Source organism: Citrifermentans bremense (assembly GCF_014218275.1).
Lineage (GTDB): Bacteria > Desulfobacterota > Desulfuromonadia > Geobacterales > Geobacteraceae > Geomonas > Geomonas pelophila.
Genome location: NZ_AP023213.1, coordinates 1,591,821 through 1,610,983 on the forward strand (window position 1 = coordinate 1,591,821; position 19,163 = coordinate 1,610,983).

Annotated in this window: 15 protein-coding genes; 10 read left to right on the forward strand and 5 right to left on the reverse strand. The window is 61.1% G+C overall.

The genetic code is table 11. The features are described 5' to 3' along the window. Nucleotides 1–42: 42 nt before the first annotated feature. On the forward strand, nucleotides 43–438 hold the full coding sequence (locus tag GEOBRER4_RS06975; protein WP_226377917.1) for a YbaN family protein: 396 nt from the start codon (nucleotides 43–45) through the stop codon (nucleotides 436–438). 105 nt (nucleotides 439–543) lie between these two features. On the opposite strand, the gene GEOBRER4_RS06980 is transcribed toward GEOBRER4_RS06975, so the two are convergent. The 4 genes from GEOBRER4_RS06980 to GEOBRER4_RS06995 all read right to left on the reverse strand — a co-directional run bounded on the left by GEOBRER4_RS06980 (nucleotide 544) and on the right by GEOBRER4_RS06995 (nucleotide 5,798). Further along, nucleotides 544–1,014 carry an SH3 domain-containing protein gene (locus tag GEOBRER4_RS06980; protein WP_085813248.1) on the reverse strand — a complete coding sequence of 157 codons (471 nt, stop codon included), beginning with the start codon at nucleotides 1,012–1,014 and terminating at the stop codon, nucleotides 544–546. A gap of 301 nt (nucleotides 1,015–1,315) precedes the next feature. Then, the gene (locus tag GEOBRER4_RS06985; RefSeq protein WP_185244796.1) at nucleotides 1,316–1,612 is read right to left on the reverse strand and encodes a hypothetical protein; all 297 of its coding nucleotides are present in this window, start codon (nucleotides 1,610–1,612) and stop codon (nucleotides 1,316–1,318) included. A 196-nt stretch (nucleotides 1,613–1,808) separates the two neighbouring features. Beyond that, on the reverse strand, nucleotides 1,809–5,078 hold the full coding sequence (locus GEOBRER4_RS06990) for a cache domain-containing protein (protein ID WP_185244797.1): 3,270 nt from the start codon (nucleotides 5,076–5,078) through the stop codon (nucleotides 1,809–1,811). Nucleotides 5,079–5,345: 267 nt separating this feature from the next. Beyond that, nucleotides 5,346–5,798: a PaaI family thioesterase gene (locus GEOBRER4_RS06995; protein ID WP_085813245.1), complete on the reverse strand. Its 453-nt coding sequence runs from the start codon at nucleotides 5,796–5,798 to the stop codon at nucleotides 5,346–5,348. A 264-nt stretch (nucleotides 5,799–6,062) separates the two neighbouring features. Here GEOBRER4_RS06995 and GEOBRER4_RS07000 point away from each other — a divergent pair, with 264 nt between their 5' ends. Next, nucleotides 6,063–7,700, forward strand: coding sequence for a sensor histidine kinase (locus GEOBRER4_RS07000; RefSeq protein ID WP_185244798.1), 1,638 nt, complete (start codon nucleotides 6,063–6,065; stop codon nucleotides 7,698–7,700). 57 nt (nucleotides 7,701–7,757) lie between these two features. Here the strand turns inward: GEOBRER4_RS07000 and GEOBRER4_RS07005 are convergent, their stop codons facing one another. Then, the gene (locus tag GEOBRER4_RS07005) at nucleotides 7,758–8,162 is read right to left on the reverse strand and encodes a helix-turn-helix domain-containing protein (protein ID WP_085813243.1); all 405 of its coding nucleotides are present in this window, start codon (nucleotides 8,160–8,162) and stop codon (nucleotides 7,758–7,760) included. A gap of 399 nt (nucleotides 8,163–8,561) precedes the next feature. Here GEOBRER4_RS07005 and GEOBRER4_RS07010 point away from each other — a divergent pair, with 399 nt between their 5' ends. The 8 genes from GEOBRER4_RS07010 to GEOBRER4_RS07045 all read left to right on the forward strand — a co-directional run bounded on the left by GEOBRER4_RS07010 (nucleotide 8,562) and on the right by GEOBRER4_RS07045 (nucleotide 19,155). Next, nucleotides 8,562–9,329, forward strand: a complete 768-nt coding sequence (locus GEOBRER4_RS07010) for an IclR family transcriptional regulator (protein WP_185244799.1) — start codon at nucleotides 8,562–8,564, stop codon at nucleotides 9,327–9,329. 69 nt (nucleotides 9,330–9,398) lie between these two features. After that, nucleotides 9,399–9,707, forward strand: a complete 309-nt coding sequence (locus GEOBRER4_RS07015) for a DUF485 domain-containing protein (protein WP_012531271.1) — start codon at nucleotides 9,399–9,401, stop codon at nucleotides 9,705–9,707. A gap of 14 nt (nucleotides 9,708–9,721) precedes the next feature. Beyond that, nucleotides 9,722–11,704, forward strand: a complete 1,983-nt coding sequence (locus GEOBRER4_RS07020) for a solute symporter family protein (RefSeq protein WP_185244800.1) — start codon at nucleotides 9,722–9,724, stop codon at nucleotides 11,702–11,704. 99 nt (nucleotides 11,705–11,803) lie between these two features. Then, a complete protein-coding gene (locus tag GEOBRER4_RS07025) occupies nucleotides 11,804–12,373 on the forward strand; it encodes a DUF6125 family protein (RefSeq protein WP_185244801.1) in 570 nt (189 codons plus the stop codon). A gap of 37 nt (nucleotides 12,374–12,410) precedes the next feature. Then, nucleotides 12,411–15,659, forward strand: a complete 3,249-nt coding sequence (icmF, locus tag GEOBRER4_RS07030) for a fused isobutyryl-CoA mutase/GTPase IcmF (protein WP_185244802.1) — start codon at nucleotides 12,411–12,413, stop codon at nucleotides 15,657–15,659. Nucleotides 15,660–15,765: 106 nt separating this feature from the next. Then, nucleotides 15,766–16,350 (forward strand): nitroreductase family protein, encoded by a 585-nt coding sequence (locus tag GEOBRER4_RS07035; protein WP_185244803.1) that lies wholly within the window; start codon nucleotides 15,766–15,768, stop codon nucleotides 16,348–16,350. Then, nucleotides 16,295–17,464: a M24 family metallopeptidase gene (locus GEOBRER4_RS07040; RefSeq protein WP_185244804.1), complete on the forward strand. Its 1,170-nt coding sequence runs from the start codon at nucleotides 16,295–16,297 to the stop codon at nucleotides 17,462–17,464. Before GEOBRER4_RS07035 ends, GEOBRER4_RS07040 begins: the two co-directional genes overlap by 56 nt. A 515-nt stretch (nucleotides 17,465–17,979) precedes the next feature. Continuing rightward, a complete protein-coding gene (locus tag GEOBRER4_RS07045) occupies nucleotides 17,980–19,155 on the forward strand; it encodes a thiolase family protein (RefSeq protein ID WP_185244805.1) in 1,176 nt (391 codons plus the stop codon). Nucleotides 19,156–19,163: the final 8 nt, after the last annotated feature.

The following is a 19,163-nucleotide window of genomic DNA, read 5'->3' on the forward strand; positions in this document are numbered from 1 at the left end:
TATTCAATGCGGTACGGCAGAGGGAGGGGACATGTCAGGCAGGTGAAGAACGAGGTGCTGCGCCTGATACTCATAGGCGTCGGCTGGGTTTCTATTGTCTGCGCCCTTCTTGGGCTGTTTCTTCCACTGGTTCCCAGTGTCCCTTTCCTGCTGCTCGCGGTCTTCTGCTTCTCAAGGAGTTCTGAAAAGTTTCACCACTGGCTGGTAGAGCATCGGCATTTTGGCCCGCTCTTGAAGGACTACCTTGTGCACGGAGGGATATCGGTCAGGGCAAAGGCCGCTGCCATCTGCGCCGTCTGGATTTCCTTTCCGGTCTCGGCATTTTGGTTGGTGCAGAGCTCTTGGGCGCAGGTTCTCCTCTTGGCCATTGCGGCGGGAGTGACCGTCTGCCTGGTGCTTATTCCGACGCTTCCTGCTTCCCTGAAGCGAAAGGGGTAAAGCGGCTCCCTGCGAGGGGAAAAAGAGCGCGCAAAAAAGGGCAACCCGACGCCGGGTTGCCCTTTAAAGGGAAATGGCAAGGGCCCTTGAGCCCCGCAACAGAAGTTACTTCCTGCGCCGCAAGGTCGACTTGATTTTCCTGATCTCCTTGTGCATCTGCTGCATGTCGCGCTCGATGCCGAGGACGTTCAGGCGCAGTTCGGTGATCTGCATGGCGAGCTTCTCGTTGGAGGGGACCTCTTTCTGCGCTACGGTGGAAGGAGCCGCGTCGCTGACCTGCGTTGCCGGGGCCTCGGCCACCTGGGTCGGGGCGGAGGCGAGCGCCCAGCCGCCTACGTAACCGTTGAGCTTGCCGTCCTCAGAGGATACTTTAACCCATCCGCCAGAGCACTGCGCCGCCGTCACCTTGGTGTCCTTCTTCAGGATAGCCACCACCTTGGCCTTCTTGCTGGGGCTCTTCCTGAGCCTCATCTCCGGTGCGGTTATCGTGCAGAGGGTGCTTTCAGCCAGGGCTGGGACTGCAAAGGCGGCGACGGCTGCTGCTGCAAGTACGATGCTGCGGATGTGTTTTCTCATGTTTTCTCCTTTGCTATGGGTATGGCAGACCATTCGGTCGATGATGAATAGCGTTTGCAACTGCTTGGTTTAATTCTCCTGCCAGGCAGGAGGTGTTGTTCTATTGAAACAAAGATTTTTTAATGGTCAAGATAATATCGCCAATATGAGAATTATTCAATAAAAATGTTACTCGGCAGCGCTGTCGCAGACAGGGCGGCGGATAAGCCGCGAGCTGCGTTTTGTCCTTTTAGGACTGACATGGCTTTAGGGGCAACTACTGAGAGTATGTTGCTTAAGCTATGACACGTGCACCGTTTAGCTATCTAAGGCTTGCCTGCTGTACCGCGGCGCCACGCTTGGCCTGCCTTGACTTGATGTGATCTATTTGCCGCATGACCCTGTTGTATTGCGCGATGGTGACATGATCCTGGGTAAGTTCCCGCCTTGCCACGGCCGCTATCTCAGCATCATGTTCCATTGCCGTATGCAGTTTCGCGTAGTCGTAACTGGAAATTTCACAGTTCTCATGGTCGGCGCTTTTTCTCAAACCAGGGTTTGCAGCTAGCAGCGCAACAATAGAGATGAACAGTGCCAGGATAAAGGGGGTCTTTTCCATCTTCATTCCTTCCGACCGGTTCCCAGTGCGGATTTATAGGGAAGCTACGTGTTCTTGCATTCGCTCTTTCCTACAGTTTTAATGTGTTATCGGCCGGTACCTCGGTTACTTAAGAAAAACTTTGAAAAAAAACGGCGGCACATTGTGAAATACTCACGGTGCCGCCGCCACGATCAGTTCTTCTGGTACGTACTATTTAAAATCGCTCAAAACCGCTGTCATCCTGGTCCAGATCCAGCGACATCCCGACTGCCGTCTTACTGCGCATGTCAGCCGGCGGGTTTCCCGCCTGGCTCAGCTTCTTTCCGGCCGGTTTGACGGCTGCCGGCCGCGCGGGTTTCACCAGTTGCTTTTTGGCCGACGCCTCGACTCCCGCCACCCTGAAGAACCCGATGGAGTCCTGCAGCTGTTCCGCCTGGCTGGAAAGCTCTTCTGCGGTTGAGGACATCTCCTCCGATGCGGAGGCGTTTTGCTGGATCACGTGGTCGAGCTGCTGGATCGCCTTGTTGATCTGCTCCGCGCCGGTGTCCTGTTCGCGGCAGGCCGCGCTGATTTCCATCACCAGCTCGGCCGTTTTCTTGATGTCGGGAACCATCTGGTTCAGCATCTGGCCCGCCCTCTCGGCGATCTCCACGCTGCTAGAGGAAAGCCCGGAGATCTCCGCCGCCGCCTTCTGGCTGCGTTCTGCCAGCTTGCGCACCTCGGAGGCCACCACCGCGAACCCCTTGCCGTGCTCGCCGGCGCGCGCCGCCTCTATGGCGGCGTTCAAGGCGAGGAGGTTGGTCTGTCGTGCGATCTCCTCTATGATCGATATCTTCCCGGCGATCTCCTTCATGGCGTTGACGGTATGCTCGACCGCCTTCCCCCCTTCTTCGGCGTCTTTGGCGGATTTGGACGCTATCTTCTCCGTCTGCAGCGCGTTGTCCGCATTTTGCCTGATGTTGGAGGACATCTCCTCCATCGAGGAAGAGACCTCTTCCGCGGCCGCCGCCTGCTCGCTTGCCCCCTGCGACATCTGCTCGGAGCTGGAGGAGAGCTCCTGGCTTCCCGCGGCGACGTTGTCGGCTGCTCCCTTCACCTCGGAAACCACCTCGCTCAGCTTCAGCACCATGGCCTTCAGGGCGATCATCAGCTCGTCCTCGGGGGAGCGCTCCTTTATCTCGACGGTTAGATCCCCGCGTGCGATCTGCTTGGCCGCCTCGGCGATGTGCCTTGTCGCCTCGACTGAACTGTTGACTGCTGCGGCGATGGTGTCGAAGGTCCGTTTGGCCTCGTGCGTGTCGGCGTCTGCCGGTTCCGTCTCAAGCGTCACCGTGACGTCCCCCTTGGCGACCTTGTCCAGACCCTCGACCAGTTTCCTCGTTTCGTTGTTCTGATAGTCCGAGATCTTCTGCGCCTGGCGGGCGGCCTGTTTGATCGAGGTGAGATCGGTGACCACCTCGAGGACCCCAACTACCTTCCCGGCGGCGTCCTTGATCGGAACGCCGGTGTAGGAGATGTCGAGGTCGAGCCCGCCCGGGTGGGCGTCGGTCTCCCGTGTCGCCTCGCGACCGCCTGTGATCGCCTGGGCGCAGGCGCAGTTGGCCGTCTTGCAGTCGCTGGTGCAGAAGTGGTCGTAACACTTGGTGCCTAGCACCTGGGCCTGCGTCTTGCTGCCGACCTTGGCCCCCAGAGCGTTCATGTACAGCACGTTGAAGTCGCTGTCGATGATCATGGCCGGGCTCGGGATGTTGTCCAGGAAGCCGACCATGGTGGCCATGCTGTCGTTCATGCCCTGCACGATCTCCCGGTAGGCGCCCTGGTGCTTGCCGGCATCGGCGCGCGCGGTGATGCGTCCCTCCTTGGCTGCCTCAACCAGCGATCCCGCGTCCGCGTTGAGGGTCTTCAGCACCTCGACGCAGGTGTTCACCGCGCCGGCGAGCGACTCGAAGGTCTCCCTGGTCTTGCGGGTGTCCTCGTCACCTGTTTCCGTCCTGATCTCGAAGTCGATTTCCCCCTTGGCCAGTTTTTCGAGGGCGTGGACCAGTTTATTCGTCTCGCAGTCCTGGTACTCAGCGATCTTTTTGGCCAGCCGCGCCGCGTTCCTGATCGCGGTCTGGTCAGAAACCACCTCGAAGGCGCCCACGATGCGCCCCGCCTCGTCGCGAAGCGGCGTGCCGGAGTACGCGATCTCCAGGTCGACGCCAGGAGCCGGATGCGCGTCCGTTTCGCTGTTGGCCACGGTGCCGCTTTGCATGGCCTTGCCGCAGGCGCAGTTGCCGGTCTTGCAGTCAGAGGTCTGGAAATGGTCGTGGCATTTCTGCCCCACCACCTGTGACGGCGTCTTGCCACCCACCTTCGCCGCGATCTCGTTCATGTAGAGGACGGTGAAGTCGGTGTCTATGATCATGGCCGGGGCCGGCATGTTGTCGAGCAGCCCCACCAGCCTGTTGATGGTCCCGTTGAAGCCGTCGATGATCTTTTTGTATTCGCCGTGGTGCTGCGAAGCGTCGGCGCGCAGCGAGAGCTTCCCGTCGACCGCGGCCTTGGCAAGCATGTCCGCGTCCCGCGCCATCGCCTTTACCGCGCCGATGGTGATGTTCAGGTTCTTGGAGAGGACGTCCTGGTCCGACTTTGCCGTCAGTTCGAAGTCCAGGTCTCCGTTGGCGATTTTCTCCGCAGCCTTGGCCGCTTCGGCGACGTTGCCTATCATCTTGCCGAAGGCGGCGGCGAGCATCCCGGTTTCGTCCTCGGACTCCGCCTTAATCTCCACCTTGACGTCCCCCAGGGCAAGGGCATCGGCCGCGTCGATGACCTTGGCGATGTTCTTGCTGATCCGGGAGGAAACAAGGGAGCCGAAGCCGATGGCCACGAGGGCGAAGATGAGGGTCATGGCTGCAAGTTTCCAGCGCATGGCATCTATCACGGCATGCACGTCGTCCATGTACAGGCCGCTTCCGACCACCCAGCCCCAGGGTTTGTAGAGCTTGACGTAGGAGTCCTTTTCGGTGGCGGCCGTTTCCCCCGGCTTGGGCCAGAAGTAATGGACCATGCCGGATCCCTGGGCCTTGGCTGCGTTTGCCATCTCGACGAAGATGGCTTTCCCCTCGGCATCCTTGTAGCCTGTTTGATCCTTACCTTCCAGTTCCGGCTTGATGGGGTGCATGACCATGACGGCGTCGAGCGTGGTGATCCAGAAGTACTCCTTCTGGTCGTAACGCATCGCCCTGATGCGGTCCTTGGCGCGCTTCTGGGCTTCCTCAAGGGTGAACTCCCCCTTTTGTGCCCTTTGATCGTACTCGGCAATCAACTCGTAGGGGAGGTCCACTACCGACTTGAGGGTTGCCTCTCTTTCGTGCAGTATCTCTTTTTCCAGTACAGGCATGAAGTAGAGGAAATTTATGGCGGTGATCATGACGATCATCACCGCGGAGATGCTCATAACCTTGGTGCCGATCTTCCAGTCCTTGAACTTCTTGATTCTCATGTGGGCTCTCCGGTGCTGAGGTTTGATGGTATCTGCAGGCATGGCGCGTGTCAGTCTCATTAAATATCGGCTCGGGGCGGGTGAACTTTATAGGGAAAACGAAAATTACTTTACAAAAAGGCGCGAAAAATTGGGTGGATGCGGCTATGCGGCGTGCGGGTGGGAAGACGGTTCGGCGAGGGGAGGGTTGATTCGGCGCTGAGGGAGGAAAAAACGGTGTGCAGGCAAGGCCCTGCGGTGACGGTTACGCCACCGCAGGGCCTTGGTTTATTTGCCGGGGATGGTGATGCAGAGGCATTGCGCCTCGGCGTAGGTCGTCTCCCCGCAGAAGATGCGGCCGTGCACCATGATCTTGCGTCCTTCGACGGAGACAACGCGGCTTTCCACCGTGATCACGCGGCCCAGGGGGAGCATGTTGCGGAAGCTGACGTTGAGGTTTCCCACCACGATGGAGTACCCTGCCGCCCAACCGGCCAGCCCGAGGGCCTCGTCCATGATCGCTGCGACCGCACCGCCATGTGCGTGACCCGGGGGACCTTCGGCTTCAGGACCAAGCCAGAACCTCGCGTGGAGGTGCTTTTCGGCGTCGCGGTAGTAGCGGGCCCGGAAACGGTCTCCGCTTCTGTCGCCGGAGACAAAGCGCAGCGAATCACCCACCAGTGCAGGTGCGTCGAAAGGAGTCCAGCCTGCTTCGCCGCTCAGGTCGATCTCCGGTTCCATTTCCTCACAGGCTTTCCGTACGGTAGAACTAGGCACTCTGATTTCTCCTTAGCAGTTTTTTGTATACGTCAAGGTGCGGTACCTTAGCAGATTTGCCCCTGGAAATAAAGGGGCGCTCCTCCCGCGAAGGCCTCCCCTGTAGGTCAAACTGTTGACATCGTTGAATTCCAGGCGCCGGAACAGGCGAAATCTAGTTGACACTTTCCGCTGCAAGGGGTAAAGAAGGCTCACTCATCCTTACCCATTTGAAGCTGGAGCGAAGCCATGCCAGACGACCTGACGCCGGAGCAGCGGGAGGAATTTCCCAACTCTCCACTCGACATCTCCGGGCTCGATCCCAAGGCCGCCCTGTTACTGCAGGATCTGCAGGGGAGGCTGGCGCGGGTCGAGGCAGAGAATGCGCAGCTGCGCCGCGTCATCGAATCCGGGCGTTCCGACGAGGATGGCTATCGCACCCTCTACAACGATACCCCCGTGATGCTGCACTCCATCGACCGCAACGGGCGGATCTTTGGCGTGAGCAACTACTGGGTCGAGGTCCTGGGCTACCAGCGGGAGGAGGCGATAGGGCGCAAATCCACCGATTTTCTAACCGAGGAGTCGCGCCGCTATGCAGAAGAGGTGGTACTGCCTGAATTCTTCCGCACCGGTTTTTGCCGCAACGTCCAGTACCAGGTGGTGAAAAAGAACGGCGAGATCCTGGACGTGCTCCTCTTCGCCTCGGCCGAATTCGATGCCAGGGGCGAGGTGCTGCGTTCCCTCGCCGTCATGACTGACGTCACCGAGTGGAAGGCAGCGGAAAAGGCCTTGAAGGAAAGCGAAGAGCGCTACCGCATGATAGTCGAGACCTCGCAGGAGGGGATTGTCGCCGTCGATGCCCAGGGGCGCGTAACCTACGCCAACCTGCAGTTCGCCGAGATGCTGGGCCTTGAGCCCGGCGAGGTAGTCGGTCGTCTTTTCCTGGAGTTCGTCGACGACTGCCTTCACGACGAGGTAGCTGCCAAAGTGAAGAGCCGGGAGCAGGGGCTCTCCGAGCATTACGAGACCATCCTGCTGCGCAAGGGGGGCACCAGGGTGTGGGCCAGCGTCTCCGCCATTCCCGTAAAGGGGGTGGACGGGGATTTCACCGGGGCGTTCGCCATGGTGTCGGACGTCACCAAGCGCAAACAGGCGGCCGAGGAGATAGAGGTGCTGCACACCCATCTTTCGGCGCGCGCCTGCGAGCTGGAGCTTGCCAACGAGGAACTGGAGGCTTTCAGCTATACGGTTTCCCACGACTTGAGAAGGCCGCTCACCGCCATCAACGGCTTCAGCCAGGTGCTGCTCGAACTCTACGGTCCGGGGATGGACCCGCAGTGCAGGGAATACCTGCAGGAGATCCTCAACGGCAGCATCAGGATGAACCACCTGATCGACACGCTGCTCAACTTCTCACGCAGAAGCAAAGCAGAGTCGGCCCGGGAAGAGGTGGAGATAACCCCGATGGTGGAGGAACTTTGCGCGGAGCTCAGGCGCGCCGAGCCTCAGCGCAACGTCTCCCTGGCAATCCAGTCCGGAGTGCGCGGCGTTGGCGACGCGCATCTTTTGCGGGTGGTCCTCGACAACCTGCTGGGCAACGCCTGGAAGTACTCCGCCAAAAAGGATTGCAGCGAGATCGCCTTCGGCACGGTGGAGCACCAGGGGAAGACCGCCTACTTTGTCAGGGACAACGGGGCCGGTTTCGACATGGCACTGGGGGATCTGCTGTTCAAACCGTTCCAGCGCCTTCACGACGCCCGCGATTTCGAGGGGACCGGCATCGGGCTGGCCAGCGTGCAACGCATCATTCAGCGACACGGGGGGCAGATCTGGGCCGAGAGCCAACCCGGAAAGGGTGCGACTTTCTACTTCACCCTGGGCTAGCGCCATATTCCTGTCGCCCTGGCCCCAAACAGTACACCGCTTCCACGCCGGCCGGCTCTACGCTTGCCCAGACGCAAGACGGGTGAGCATCTTCTGCCTGTATTCCACGATTTCCTTCCTAAGCGAGGCGAGCTGCGCCATTTTCCCATCCACCTTGCCGGTGTGCTGCTCCAGAATCTCTATCAGGCGCGGGATCATCTTCTCCGTGTTCTTCGCCTCGCCATAGGCCAGGTAGAGGTCCTGCATCTCGCGGATGCTCAACCCCAGTTCCTTCAGCCGGAGGATGAATTTGATCCTTCTGAAGTAATAGGGGGTGAACTCCCGTGCAGCACCGTCCTGCCGCTTAAGCGATTCGATGATTCCCACTTCTTCCCAGTAACGCAGGGTTCGGGTGGTCAGCCCGTACTCCTTCGCCAAGTCACCTATCCCCACAGCCGTCTCGCCCTGTCTTAATTCGTTCATGCTTTACCTTTACGTAAAATACGTCTGACCACATTTAGACGATCGTTCCGGTTTTGTCAACAGGTCATCCCCTTTGCTTCTTCTTCTCTCCAGCATTTTCCATGAGGAGATCAGATTTTTGTGGAGACATATAAAAATGTTTTATTTAAGCTTGACATGCACGTAAACGAAAGATATTTTATTCGCACCTCCAACCCCGCCCTGACTTCGCGAACCTCCTTTCTCATTGTTTATCAGCTGTATGGCAGCCAGCGATCCATGCTGCCGCAAAAGACGGATCTCTCGTCTCCGCCAGCGCTGTAGTTGCCCGCTTGGATCTGGCCCCGGAGAATGAACACCCAGGTGTCTGATGCCGGCAGGCTTTTTCAAAACAAAGGTTTAACTAGAAGAGGAGGGGGGATGAAGAAAAAGCGTCCAAAAGGGGGAACGCAGCCGCAACGGATGGACATGGCCATGGAGCTCTTGCAGACGCTGGCCGGGGAGGAAAAAACCTGCTCCCTTTCCGCGCTCGCCAGGAGAGCCGGGATCAGCAGGTATCGGACCAAGCGTCTATTGGAGAGCCTAGAACAGAAGGAGGCGGGGGGAAGTCCGCAGCCGAAGGTGAACGGAGCCGGGCAGGCACGGGGGGTGATGGAGGCCTTCTATGGCAGCATCGCTAGGGAAGTGCGTCCTGTCATGGAGTCGCTGGCGCGAAAGCACAAAGAGGCGGTGTATATGACCTTCCTTAAGGGAGACGAGGTCCTGTTCGTCGACGTGGCCGAGGTCGAGGCCGTTGGGAAGGGGGAGCCCCTTGTAGGTAGAAGGTTCCCCTTCTTCAAAAACGCCGCCGGCAAGGTGATGCGCGCCATAGACTCCTGGGACCTCTTGGAGAAGATCGGCAAGAGCTGGCGCCGCGGCCGGTTCGGCTTTCCTGAGCTGTCGGATCTGCGGCGCGAACTTGAGCTGATCCGGGAAAAGGGTTTTGCCGTGGAGTGCGGCGGCATGGGGGAGGGGATCATCACCGTGGCCGTCGCTGTCAGGGATTACGCGGGCAAGGTGGTCGGCGCGCTCACGCTGTTGGGGCCGTCGGTACGCCTGATCGGCTCGCGTCTGGAAGAGGAGATCATACCCTCGCTGCGTGTGAGCGGCGAGCTGCTTTCCATGAAATTCGGCTATGCAAGGCCGTGAAGTCGGGGGCGTAACGGCAAGGGGAGCCCGCCCCTTCGCGTGTGCAACCTTAACCTAAGGAGGAGAGCCATGGCGGAAACGAGTTACGACTGGGAGAAGATAGCAAACAACAGCAAGTTTTTGGAACTGAAGAACAAGAAGAGGAGTTTTCTGTTCAGCTGGTGGATCATCTCGACCATCTATTACCTGCTTCTCCCGGTCATCTCAGGCTATTTTCCGGAAGCCTTCCGGATAAAGGTGATCGGTCCCATCAATTTCGGCTACCTCTTCATCCTCTCCCAGTTCGTGGTCGCAATCGGCGTTGCGGCGTACTACGCCCACGTCGCCAACAAGGATTTCGACCGGCTGACCAAGCAGCTGCTCGACGTGCTCAATTAAAAGGAGGGGACAGCATGAAAGGAAGAATCGCCGCTTTAACGCTTACTCTTACGCTCTCCGTCTGCGCCGCCGCTCCCCTCGCAGCAGCAGCCCAGGCAGGGGCTGCCGCCGCACCCCCATCGCAGGCTGCAGTAGCGCCTGCGGCAAAGGTCACGCCTGCAGCCGCGACCGCGGCGGCGCCCGCCGCCAAGGCCGCTTCAGCCAAAGTCGACTCCCAACCCGCCAAGGTGACCCCAAACCGCGGCATCACCATCGGCATGTTCGCCCTCATCATCGCCATCACCATGGGAGTGGTGGTCTGGGCCGCGAAGAAGACGCAGACGGCGGCCGACTTCTACACCGCGGGGGGCGGGATCACGGGACTGCAAAACGGCTGGGCCATAGCCGGGGACTACATGTCCGCCGCCTCGTTCCTGGGGATGTCCGGGCTCATCTCGCTCTACGGCATCGACGGCTTCATGTACGCGGTGGGGCCCATGTTCTCCTTCATCGCCATCCTGCTGGTCATCGCCGAACCCTGCCGCAATGCCGGCAAGTACACGCTGGGTGACATCCTCTCCTTCAGGTCGTCGCCCAAGGTGGTGCGCGGGGTGGCGGCACTTTCCACCGTCACCGTCTCCATCTTCTACCTGATTGCGCAGATGGTGGGCGCAGGGAAGCTGATGCAGATGCTGATCGGGATCCCTTACCGCGTTTCCGTCATCGGGGTTGGGGCCCTCATGGTCGCCTACGTCGTCTTCGGCGGCATGAAGGCGACCACCTGGGTGCAGATCATCAAAGCCTCGCTTTTGATGGGTGCCACCACGCTCCTCTGCATCCTCGTCGCAGCCAAGGCAGGCTTCAACCCGGTTTCCTTCTTCACCGACATCGTGAACAACCCCGCCATCCAGGACCATGTCAGGCTGAACGTGCTGAAGGATGCCGTTCCCAAGGCGGGGATGGATTACGGCCAGCGCTTCCTGGAGCCCGGGCTCTTCCTGAAAAGCCCGCTGGACCAGATCTCGCTGGGGATTGCCTGGGCGCTCGGCGCCGCCGGCCTGCCGCACATCCTGATGCGCTTTTTCACCGTCCCCAGCGCCAAGGAGGCGCGCAAGTCGATCATCATCGCACTTTTCCTCAACTCCAGCTTCTTCTTCATGATCAGCATCATCGGCTTCGGCGCGGCACTCTACCTGACCCCCCAGGGGATCCTGGCGGTGGACAAGGGCGGGAACATGGCGACGCTGCTCCTGGCCCAGCACATGGGTGGCGGGGCCGGAAGCCTCGGGGGAGACATTTTCCTCGCCTTCATCTGCGCCGTCGCCTTCGCCACTATCCTCGCCGTGGTCTCTGGCCTCGTGCTCGCGGCCTCCGCGGCCATCGCCCACGACGTCTACGTGAACATCATCAAGGACGGCAAGGCCGACCAGCACCTGCAGGTGAAGGTTGCCCGCATCACCTCCCTGTTCGTCGGCACCTCCGCTATTCTCATGGGCCTCGCCGCCGAGAAGGAGAACGTGGTGGCGCTGGTGGCGCTGGCCTTCGCGGTCGCCGCCTCGGGTAACTTCCCGGTGGTCATGCTCTCGCTGTTCTGGAAGAAGTTCAACACCGCGGGGATCGTCTCCGGCCTGGTAGTCGGGACCGTTACCGCCCTCGCACTGGTGATGGTATCGCCGGTGATGACCTATCCCAAGAAGGTGGCAGCCGACGCCAAGAAGATCGTCGATACCCTGGAGCAGAAGCAGGCAACCGGCGTGGCGCTGGCGGACAAAGAGCTGAAGACCCTGGAGAAGTCGCGGGTCGAATATGAGAAGAACAAGAACGGCAGCTCCATGGTAGGCCTCGACAAGCCGATCTTCCCGCTGAAAAACCCGGGGATCGTCTCGGTGCCGCTGGGCTTCCTGGCCGCAGTCTTTGGTTGCCTCTTGTTCCGCGACCGCCGCGCCGAGGATATGTTCGCCGAGATCGACGTACGGCAGAACACCGGCCTTGGGATAGCCAAGGCGAGCGACCACTAGCCTTGTCCGCGCCCCCGGGGGGGAGGGGAGTACCCATTCTTCCACCCTCCCGACCCCTCTGGGGGCAGGAGAGCGGACCAAAAAGACCAGGAGGTGATCATGACGACAAAGACGGCTTTACAGGAAACACCGGAAACCGTTGCCGGCGACGAGGGCGTCCAGCTCCTCTATTCGCTGAGCAAGGAGGAACTGGTCCGGATAATCACCGACGACGCCAAGAACTGGCTGGCCCACGACGGGGTCTGGTTCCAGTCGCTGGAGAAGAAGTTCGGCATGGACGTGGCGGTCGACATCGACACCGACGCCTGGAGGCTTTTTACCGTCATCGAGGCGAAGCGGATCATGGAGCGGCTGGGGCTGAAACCGGGCGGGGGGGTTCCCGCACTGGTGGAGTGCCTGAAGCACCGCTTTTACGCACGCCTCAACCTGCAGCAATGCCTGGAGGTGACGGAGACCCGGGCCGTCTTTCGCATGATCGACTGCCGGGTCCAGTCCGCCCGCAAGCGCAAGGGGCTCCCGGACCATCCCTGCAAATCCGTGGGCATCGTCGAATACTCCGGGTTCGCCAGCACCATCGACCCGCGCATCCAGACGAAGTGCCTCGCATGCCCCCCGGACGAACATCCGGAGGAGTTCTGGTGCGCCTGGGAGTTCACCCTGAAGCCCTGACCCGCTCGCGACAGATACAACGAAAAGGAGAGAACCCATGCACACCGCAGCCGCGGCGCCCTATAAATCCAAGAACAAGATCCGTTTCGTCACGGCCACGAGCCTCTTCGACGGCCATGACGCTTCCACCAACATCATCCGGCGGATGCTCCAGGCCTCGGGGGTCGAGGTGATCCACCTGGGGCACAACCGCTCGGTGGAGGCGATCGTCTCCGCCGCCATCCAGGAGGACGCCCAGGGGATCGCGGTGAGCTGTTACCAGGGGGGACACATCCCTTTCTTCAAGTACATCCGCGATCTTTTGAAGGAGCGGGGCGCGGAGCAGGTGAAGGTATTCGGCGGGGGGGGAGGGGTCATCGTCCCGGAGGAGATCAAGGAGATCGAGAGCTACGGGGTCAGCAAGATCTTCTCGCCGGAAGACGGCCGCCGCATGGGGCTGCAGGGGATGATCAACCACATGCTGGAGCTTTGCGACTTCCACGTGGAGCGCGATCTGCAGGCGGAGATAGAGCGGTTGAAGGGGCGGGACGTGCGCGCCGTGAACGCCCTGATCACCCTCGCCGAGCAGGCGGTTCACGAGCATAACCAGGGGTATGGGGTGGTGCGCGAGACCATCCGCGGCATGGGGCGCGAGGTTCCGACGCTCGGCATCACCGGGACCGGCGGTGCCGGCAAGAGCTCGCTCACCGACGAGCTGGTGCGCCGCTTCATCAGGGACTTCCCGGACAAAAGCGTGGCCATTCTCGCCGTCGACCCTTCGCGCCAGAGGACCGGCGGAGCGCTTCTGGGGGATCGGATCAGGATGAACTCGATCAACACGGACCGGGTCTACATGCGCTCGCTCGCCACCCGCGACTCCCGCTCGGAACTCTCCGCCGCCATCAGCGATGCAATCGACGTGGTACGGGCGGCTGGGTTCGACCTGATCATCGTGGAAACCTCCGGCATCGGGCAGGGGGACGCGGGAGTGGTCGAGATCTGCGATGTCTCGCTCTACGTCATGACCTGCGAGTTCGGCGCCCCGACGCAGCTGGAGAAGATCGACATGCTCGATTTCGCCGACCTGGTCGCGCTCAACAAGTTCGAGAGGAAGGGGGCCGAGGACGCGCTTAGGAACGTGCGCAAGCAGTACCGCCGCAACCGCAACCTCTTCGAGCTCCCCGACGAGGAGCTCCCGATCTTCGGCACCATCGCCTCGCAGTTCAACGATCCCGGCACCAACGTCCTCTACCTCGCGGTCTTGAACAGCTTCAACGGGAAGAAGGAGCTTGGCTGGCGCTCGCAGCTCGCCGCGCCCGAAGGCGACAGCCTGAAGCAGTACATCATCCCGCCGGACCGGATCCATTACCTCGGGGAGATCGTACAGACGGCGCGCAGCTACAGAAAGAACGTGGAGAGCCAGTCGAGGATCGCCCGGAGCCTGTTCCAGCTCAAGGGGGCCAGGGACCAGGTAAAGGGGGAGGGGACAAAAGACGAGCTGGACCGGCTTATTGCCAGCACGGACGCGGAGCTGCAGGAGGAGCCCAGGCGCATCATCGAGGGGTGGGCAGAGCTTAAGGCGAGCTACAAGCAGGACGCGCTGGTGACCCGGGTGCGGGACAAGGAAATAAGGACCGAGCTTTTCACCAGCTCGCTTTCCGGCTCGCGCATCCCCAGGGTCTGCGTCCCCGATTACGAGGAATGGGGGGAGATCGTCAAGTGGAGCCTGAAGGAGAACCTCCCCGGCTACTTCCCGTACACGGCGGGGGTCTTCCCCTTCAAGCGCGCGGAGGAGGACCCCAAGCGCCAGTTCGCCGGCGAGGGAACCCCGGAGCGGACCAACCGCCGCTTCCATTACCTCTGTCAGGACGACGGCGCCAAAAGGCTCTCGACCGCCTTCGACAGCGTGACCCTTTACGGCGAGGACCCGGACTACCCGCCCGACGTCTACGGAAAGGTGGGGGAAAGCGGGGTCTCGGTCTGCACCGTCGAGGACGTGCAGAAGCTCTACGCCGGGTTCGACCTCTGCGCCCCCTCCACCAGCGTTTCCATAACCATCAACGGCCCCGCGCCGATGATGCTCGCCATGTTCTTCAACGCCGCCATCGAGCAGCAGGTGGAGAAGTTCAGGAAGGAGCAGGGGCGCGAGCCGTCGGCGCCGGAGTACCAGGAGATAAAATCCTGCACCCTGAAGACCGTGCGCGGCACGGTGCAGGCGGACATCCTCAAGGAGGACCAGGGGCAGAATACCTGCATCTTCTCCACGGAATTCGCCCTGAAGATGATGGGGGACATCCAGCAGTACTTCATCGAGCAGCAGGTGAGAAACTACTACTCCGTTTCCATCAGCGGCTACCACATCGCGGAGGCGGGGGCGAACCCGATCTCGCAGCTCGCCTTCACCCTCTCCAACGGCTTCACCTACGTCGAGTATTACCTCTCGCGCGGGATGCACATCGACGATTTCGCCCCCAACCTCTCCTACTTCTTCTCCAACGGCCTCGACCCGGAGTACACGGTGATCGGGCGGGTGGCGCGGCGGATATGGGCGGTGGTGATGCGGGAGAAGTACGGCGCCAACGAGCGGAGCCAGAAGCTCAAGTACCACATCCAGACCAGCGGCCGGTCGCTGCACGCGCAGGAGATGGACTTCAACGACATCCGCACCACGCTGCAGGCTCTCATGGCGATCTACGACAACTGCAACTCGCTGCACACCAACGCCTACGACGAGGCGGTGACGACCCCCACCGAGGAGTCGGTGCGACGGGCCATGGCGGTACAGATGATCATCACCAAGGAGCTCGGGCTTGCCAGGAACGAGAACCCGCTACAGGGAGCGTTCATCATCGACGAGCTGACTGATCTCGTGGAGGAGGCTGTCCTTGCCGAGTTCGAGAAGATCGACCAGCGAGGCGGGGTGCTGGGTGCAATGGAGACCCAGTACCAGCGGAGCAAGATCCAGGACGAATCTATGCTCTACGAGCACAAGAAGCACTCGGGCGAGCTTCCCATCATCGGGGTCAACACCTTCCTCAACCCTCGCGCGGGGGAGGAGGGGTACCAGGTCCCGGGAGAGCTGGCGCGCGCCACTGCGGAAGAGAAGGAGCAGCAGATCCGGAACCTGCGCGCTTTCCAGGAGCGGAACAAGGAGAAGGCCCCGCTGGCCCTGAAGCGCCTCCAGGAGGTTGCCGTATCCGGAGGCAACATCTTCGACGAACTGATGGAGACGGTGAAGGTGGCGTCCTTGGGGCAGATCACCCGCGCGCTGTACCAGGTGGGGGGGGAGTACCGGCGCAACATGTAGGATCCAAAGGCATCGCACACAGATTTGGCGGATGACGCGGATAACGGCGGATCAACCATGGTGGACCCAACGCCAACGGCCGGGCAGGAAGAGAAAAGGAGAACGCATGGACGTATTCGAGGCGATCAACGGCAGAAGGAGCATCCGGAAATACAAGGACGCTCCGGTCGAATGGGAGAAGGTGGGGCAGGTGCTCGACGCCGCGAGGCTCGCCCCCTCGTGGAAGAACATGCAGTGCTGGCGCTTCCTGGTGTTGAACTCGGAGGGGAGGAAAAACGCGCTGCTCGACGCCTTCCCGGAGGAGAACCCGGGGAAGAAGGCTCTGGCCCAGGCACCGGTAATCATAGTGGTATGCGCCGATCCGATCCAGTCCGGCGTGGAGAACGGCATCGAGTACTACGTAGCCGACGCCGCCATCGCCTTCGAGCACATCTGTCTCGCCGCGCACGGTCTCGGACTTGGCACCTGCTGGATGGGATGGTATGATGAGCCCGCCATCAAGGCGGCGCTGGCCATTCCGGCCGGGATCAGGGTCATCGGCGTGACGCCGTTGGGGTATCCCGACCAGGAGCCTAAGCCGCGCCCGCGCAAGGAATTGAATGAAATTGCCTACTACAACGATTGGGGGGTGACGGATGCTGAAGAGGCAGGAATCGCAGCAGAGAATTGCCAGGCTGCAACAGGAACTTAAGGCAAAGGGGATCGACGGGGCGCTCTTCATCTACCCCATCGACGTCTACTATTTCACCGGCACCCGCCAGAACTCGACGCTCTGGGTCCCGGCCGAGGGGAAACCGCGGCTGATGGTGCGCAAGAGCGTCTCTAGGGCGGTGAATGAAAGCTGCATCGAGGAGACGGTACCGTTTCCTTCCAGCAAGGAGTTTCCGGGACTGTTCCCGCCCGAACTGCAGAAGATCGGCTTCACCTTCGACGTGGCGCCGGTACAGCAGTACAACTACTACGCGAAGCTCTTGCCGGGGCGGGAGTTCGTCGACGTCTCCGCGATCAACCGCGAGATCCGCTCCGTTAAGTCGGAGTGGGAACTTGGGCAGATGAGGGAAAGCGGCGACCGGATCTGCCAGGTCTTCAGGGAGGTCCCGGGGTTCCTGAAGGAGGGGATGCGCGAGGTGGACCTGGCGGCCGAGTTCGAATGCCGACTCAGGAAAGCGGGGAGCGAAGGTTACGTCCGGATGCGCGCCTTCAACCAGGAGCTGTTCCAGGGGCTAGCCGTATCTTCCGCAACGGCCTGCGAACCGGGCTTTTTCGACGGCGCCGTCACCGGGCAAGGGATGTCCAGCGCCTCCCCGCATGGCGCTTCCGCCGCTGTGATCAGCGCCAACGCCCCGGTCCTTGTCGACTATACCGGCATCTTCAACGGCTACATCGTGGACATCACCCGGTTTTTCGTCATAGGGAAGCTGGCGCCCGAGCTGGAGCACGGCTTTGCCACGGCGCTGGCCATACAGAAATACCTGGTGGACAACCTGAAACCGGGGGCGAGCTGCGAGGAGCTCTTCCTGAAAGCGGCCGAAATGGCTGAAGAAGCCGGCCTGGCCCGCAACTTCATGGGGGCTCCCGGAGAGAACGCCCGCTTCGTGGGGCACGGTGTGGGGCTGGAACTGGACGAGTTTCCGGTGCTGGCGCAAGGTTTCAAGGTGCCTCTGCAGGAAGGGCAGACCATAGCGATCGAGCCGAAGTTCGTCTTCCCGGGCCAGGGCGTCATAGGGATCGAGAACACCTTTGCCGTCGGCAAAAACGGCGGCGTGAAACTGACCGACATGCCGGACGAGATCGTGTACCTTTAGCAGGCTCCCGTCCTTCCGCGCCCGCCGCGGTCATAGCAGCAGATCTTTACAGGGGGAGGCTCAGCCAGAGCTTCCCCCGTTTTTGTATTACCCTCTACGATGAAGAGCCTCGCCCCCCCCTGCACTTCCAGGACCTGTGGAGAATTAGAGTATCAACTCTCGAGTCCCCGCTCCCTCGTTCTTCCCCGCTCCCTCGTTCTTCCCCCCCTCCCGACCTCCCTCCTCCCGACCTCCCTCTCCTCCAGGGGGAGGAGAATGGAACGACTTTGGGCCTTTTGTTTCCCGCCCCCGGAGGGGGAGGGGCAGGGAGGGGGAGGAGATTTGCCAGATGCTACGCCCGGAAAATTACTCCACGCCCTTGCCTGACAAACGGCTTTATGCAACCTTTTACCGGGACTTCTGGTTGCATCCTGGCCCGAATTCGCTAATATTGTAAAAACATGTTTTAGAAATGCTTGACATGCACGTAAACGACATATATATTGGCCTCACAAATAACTGCTGTTGGAGGTGACATGAAAGACATCTTCGTCGTTGAGTCACAGAGAACCCCGTTTGGCTCTTTTGGCGGCGTTCTTTCCGATGTTGAGGCGACTGTCCTTGGGGGCGGCGCCATCAAGGCTCTGCTGGAGCGAACCGGCCTGGACCCGGCAGAAGTCGACGAGGTCATCGCCGGGCAGGTGCTCTCCGGCGGCTGCGGGCAGGCTCCTGCGCGTCAGGCCATGCGCGGCGCCGGGATCCCCGACAGCGCCCACGCCATGACCATCAACAAGGTCTGCGGCAGCGGATTGAAAGCGATCATGCTGGGAGCAGGTTCCATCCAGCTGGAAGATTCCGAAATAGTGGTTGCCGGCGGCATGGAAAACATGTCCCTCGCTCCCTTCCTGCTCAAGAAGGCCCGCTACGGCTACCGCATGGGGCACGGCGCCCTCGTCGACCTGATGATTTACGACGGCCTGCAGGACCCGTATTCGGGGCGTCACATGGGGGAGATAGCCGAGGCTGCGGTCAAAAAGCATGGCCTCACCCGTGAGGCGCAGGATGAATTCACGCTGCGCTCCTACAAGCTGGCGCAGGAGGCAGTGCGCGGCGGGGTCTTCAAGGACGAGATCGCGCCGGTGGTGAAAAAGGGGCGCAAGGGGGACGAGGTGGTCTCGGATGACGAGGAGCCATTCAAGGTCGACTTCGACAAGCTGACGCAGTTGAGACCGGTGTTCAGCAAGGACGGGACCATCACAGCCGCCAACGCCTCCAGCATCAACGACGGCGCGGCTTTCACGCTCCTCGCGGGGGGGGCGGCGCTCAAGCGCTGCAATCTCGCCCCAAAGGCGCGCGTCGTTGCCTACGCCACCGGAAGCCTGCACCCGGAGCTCTACACCGAAGCCCCGGTGACGGCGATCCAGGCCGCATGCGCCAGGGCTGGGCTAAGAGTCGGCGATATCGATCTCTTCGAAGTAAACGAGGCCTTCGCCGCGGTCACCATGATCGCCATGAAGGAGCTCGATCTCGATCCCGGCAAGGTGAACGTCAACGGGGGAGCCTGCGCCCTGGGCCATCCTATTGGAGCCAGCGGCGCCAGGCTCGCAGGGACCGTGATCAGGGAGCTGCACAAGCGGCAGGCGCGCTACGGGCTCGCGACCCTCTGCATCGGGGGCGGCGAGGCGGTCGCGGTGATTTTCGAAAGGGTTTAGACACTTTC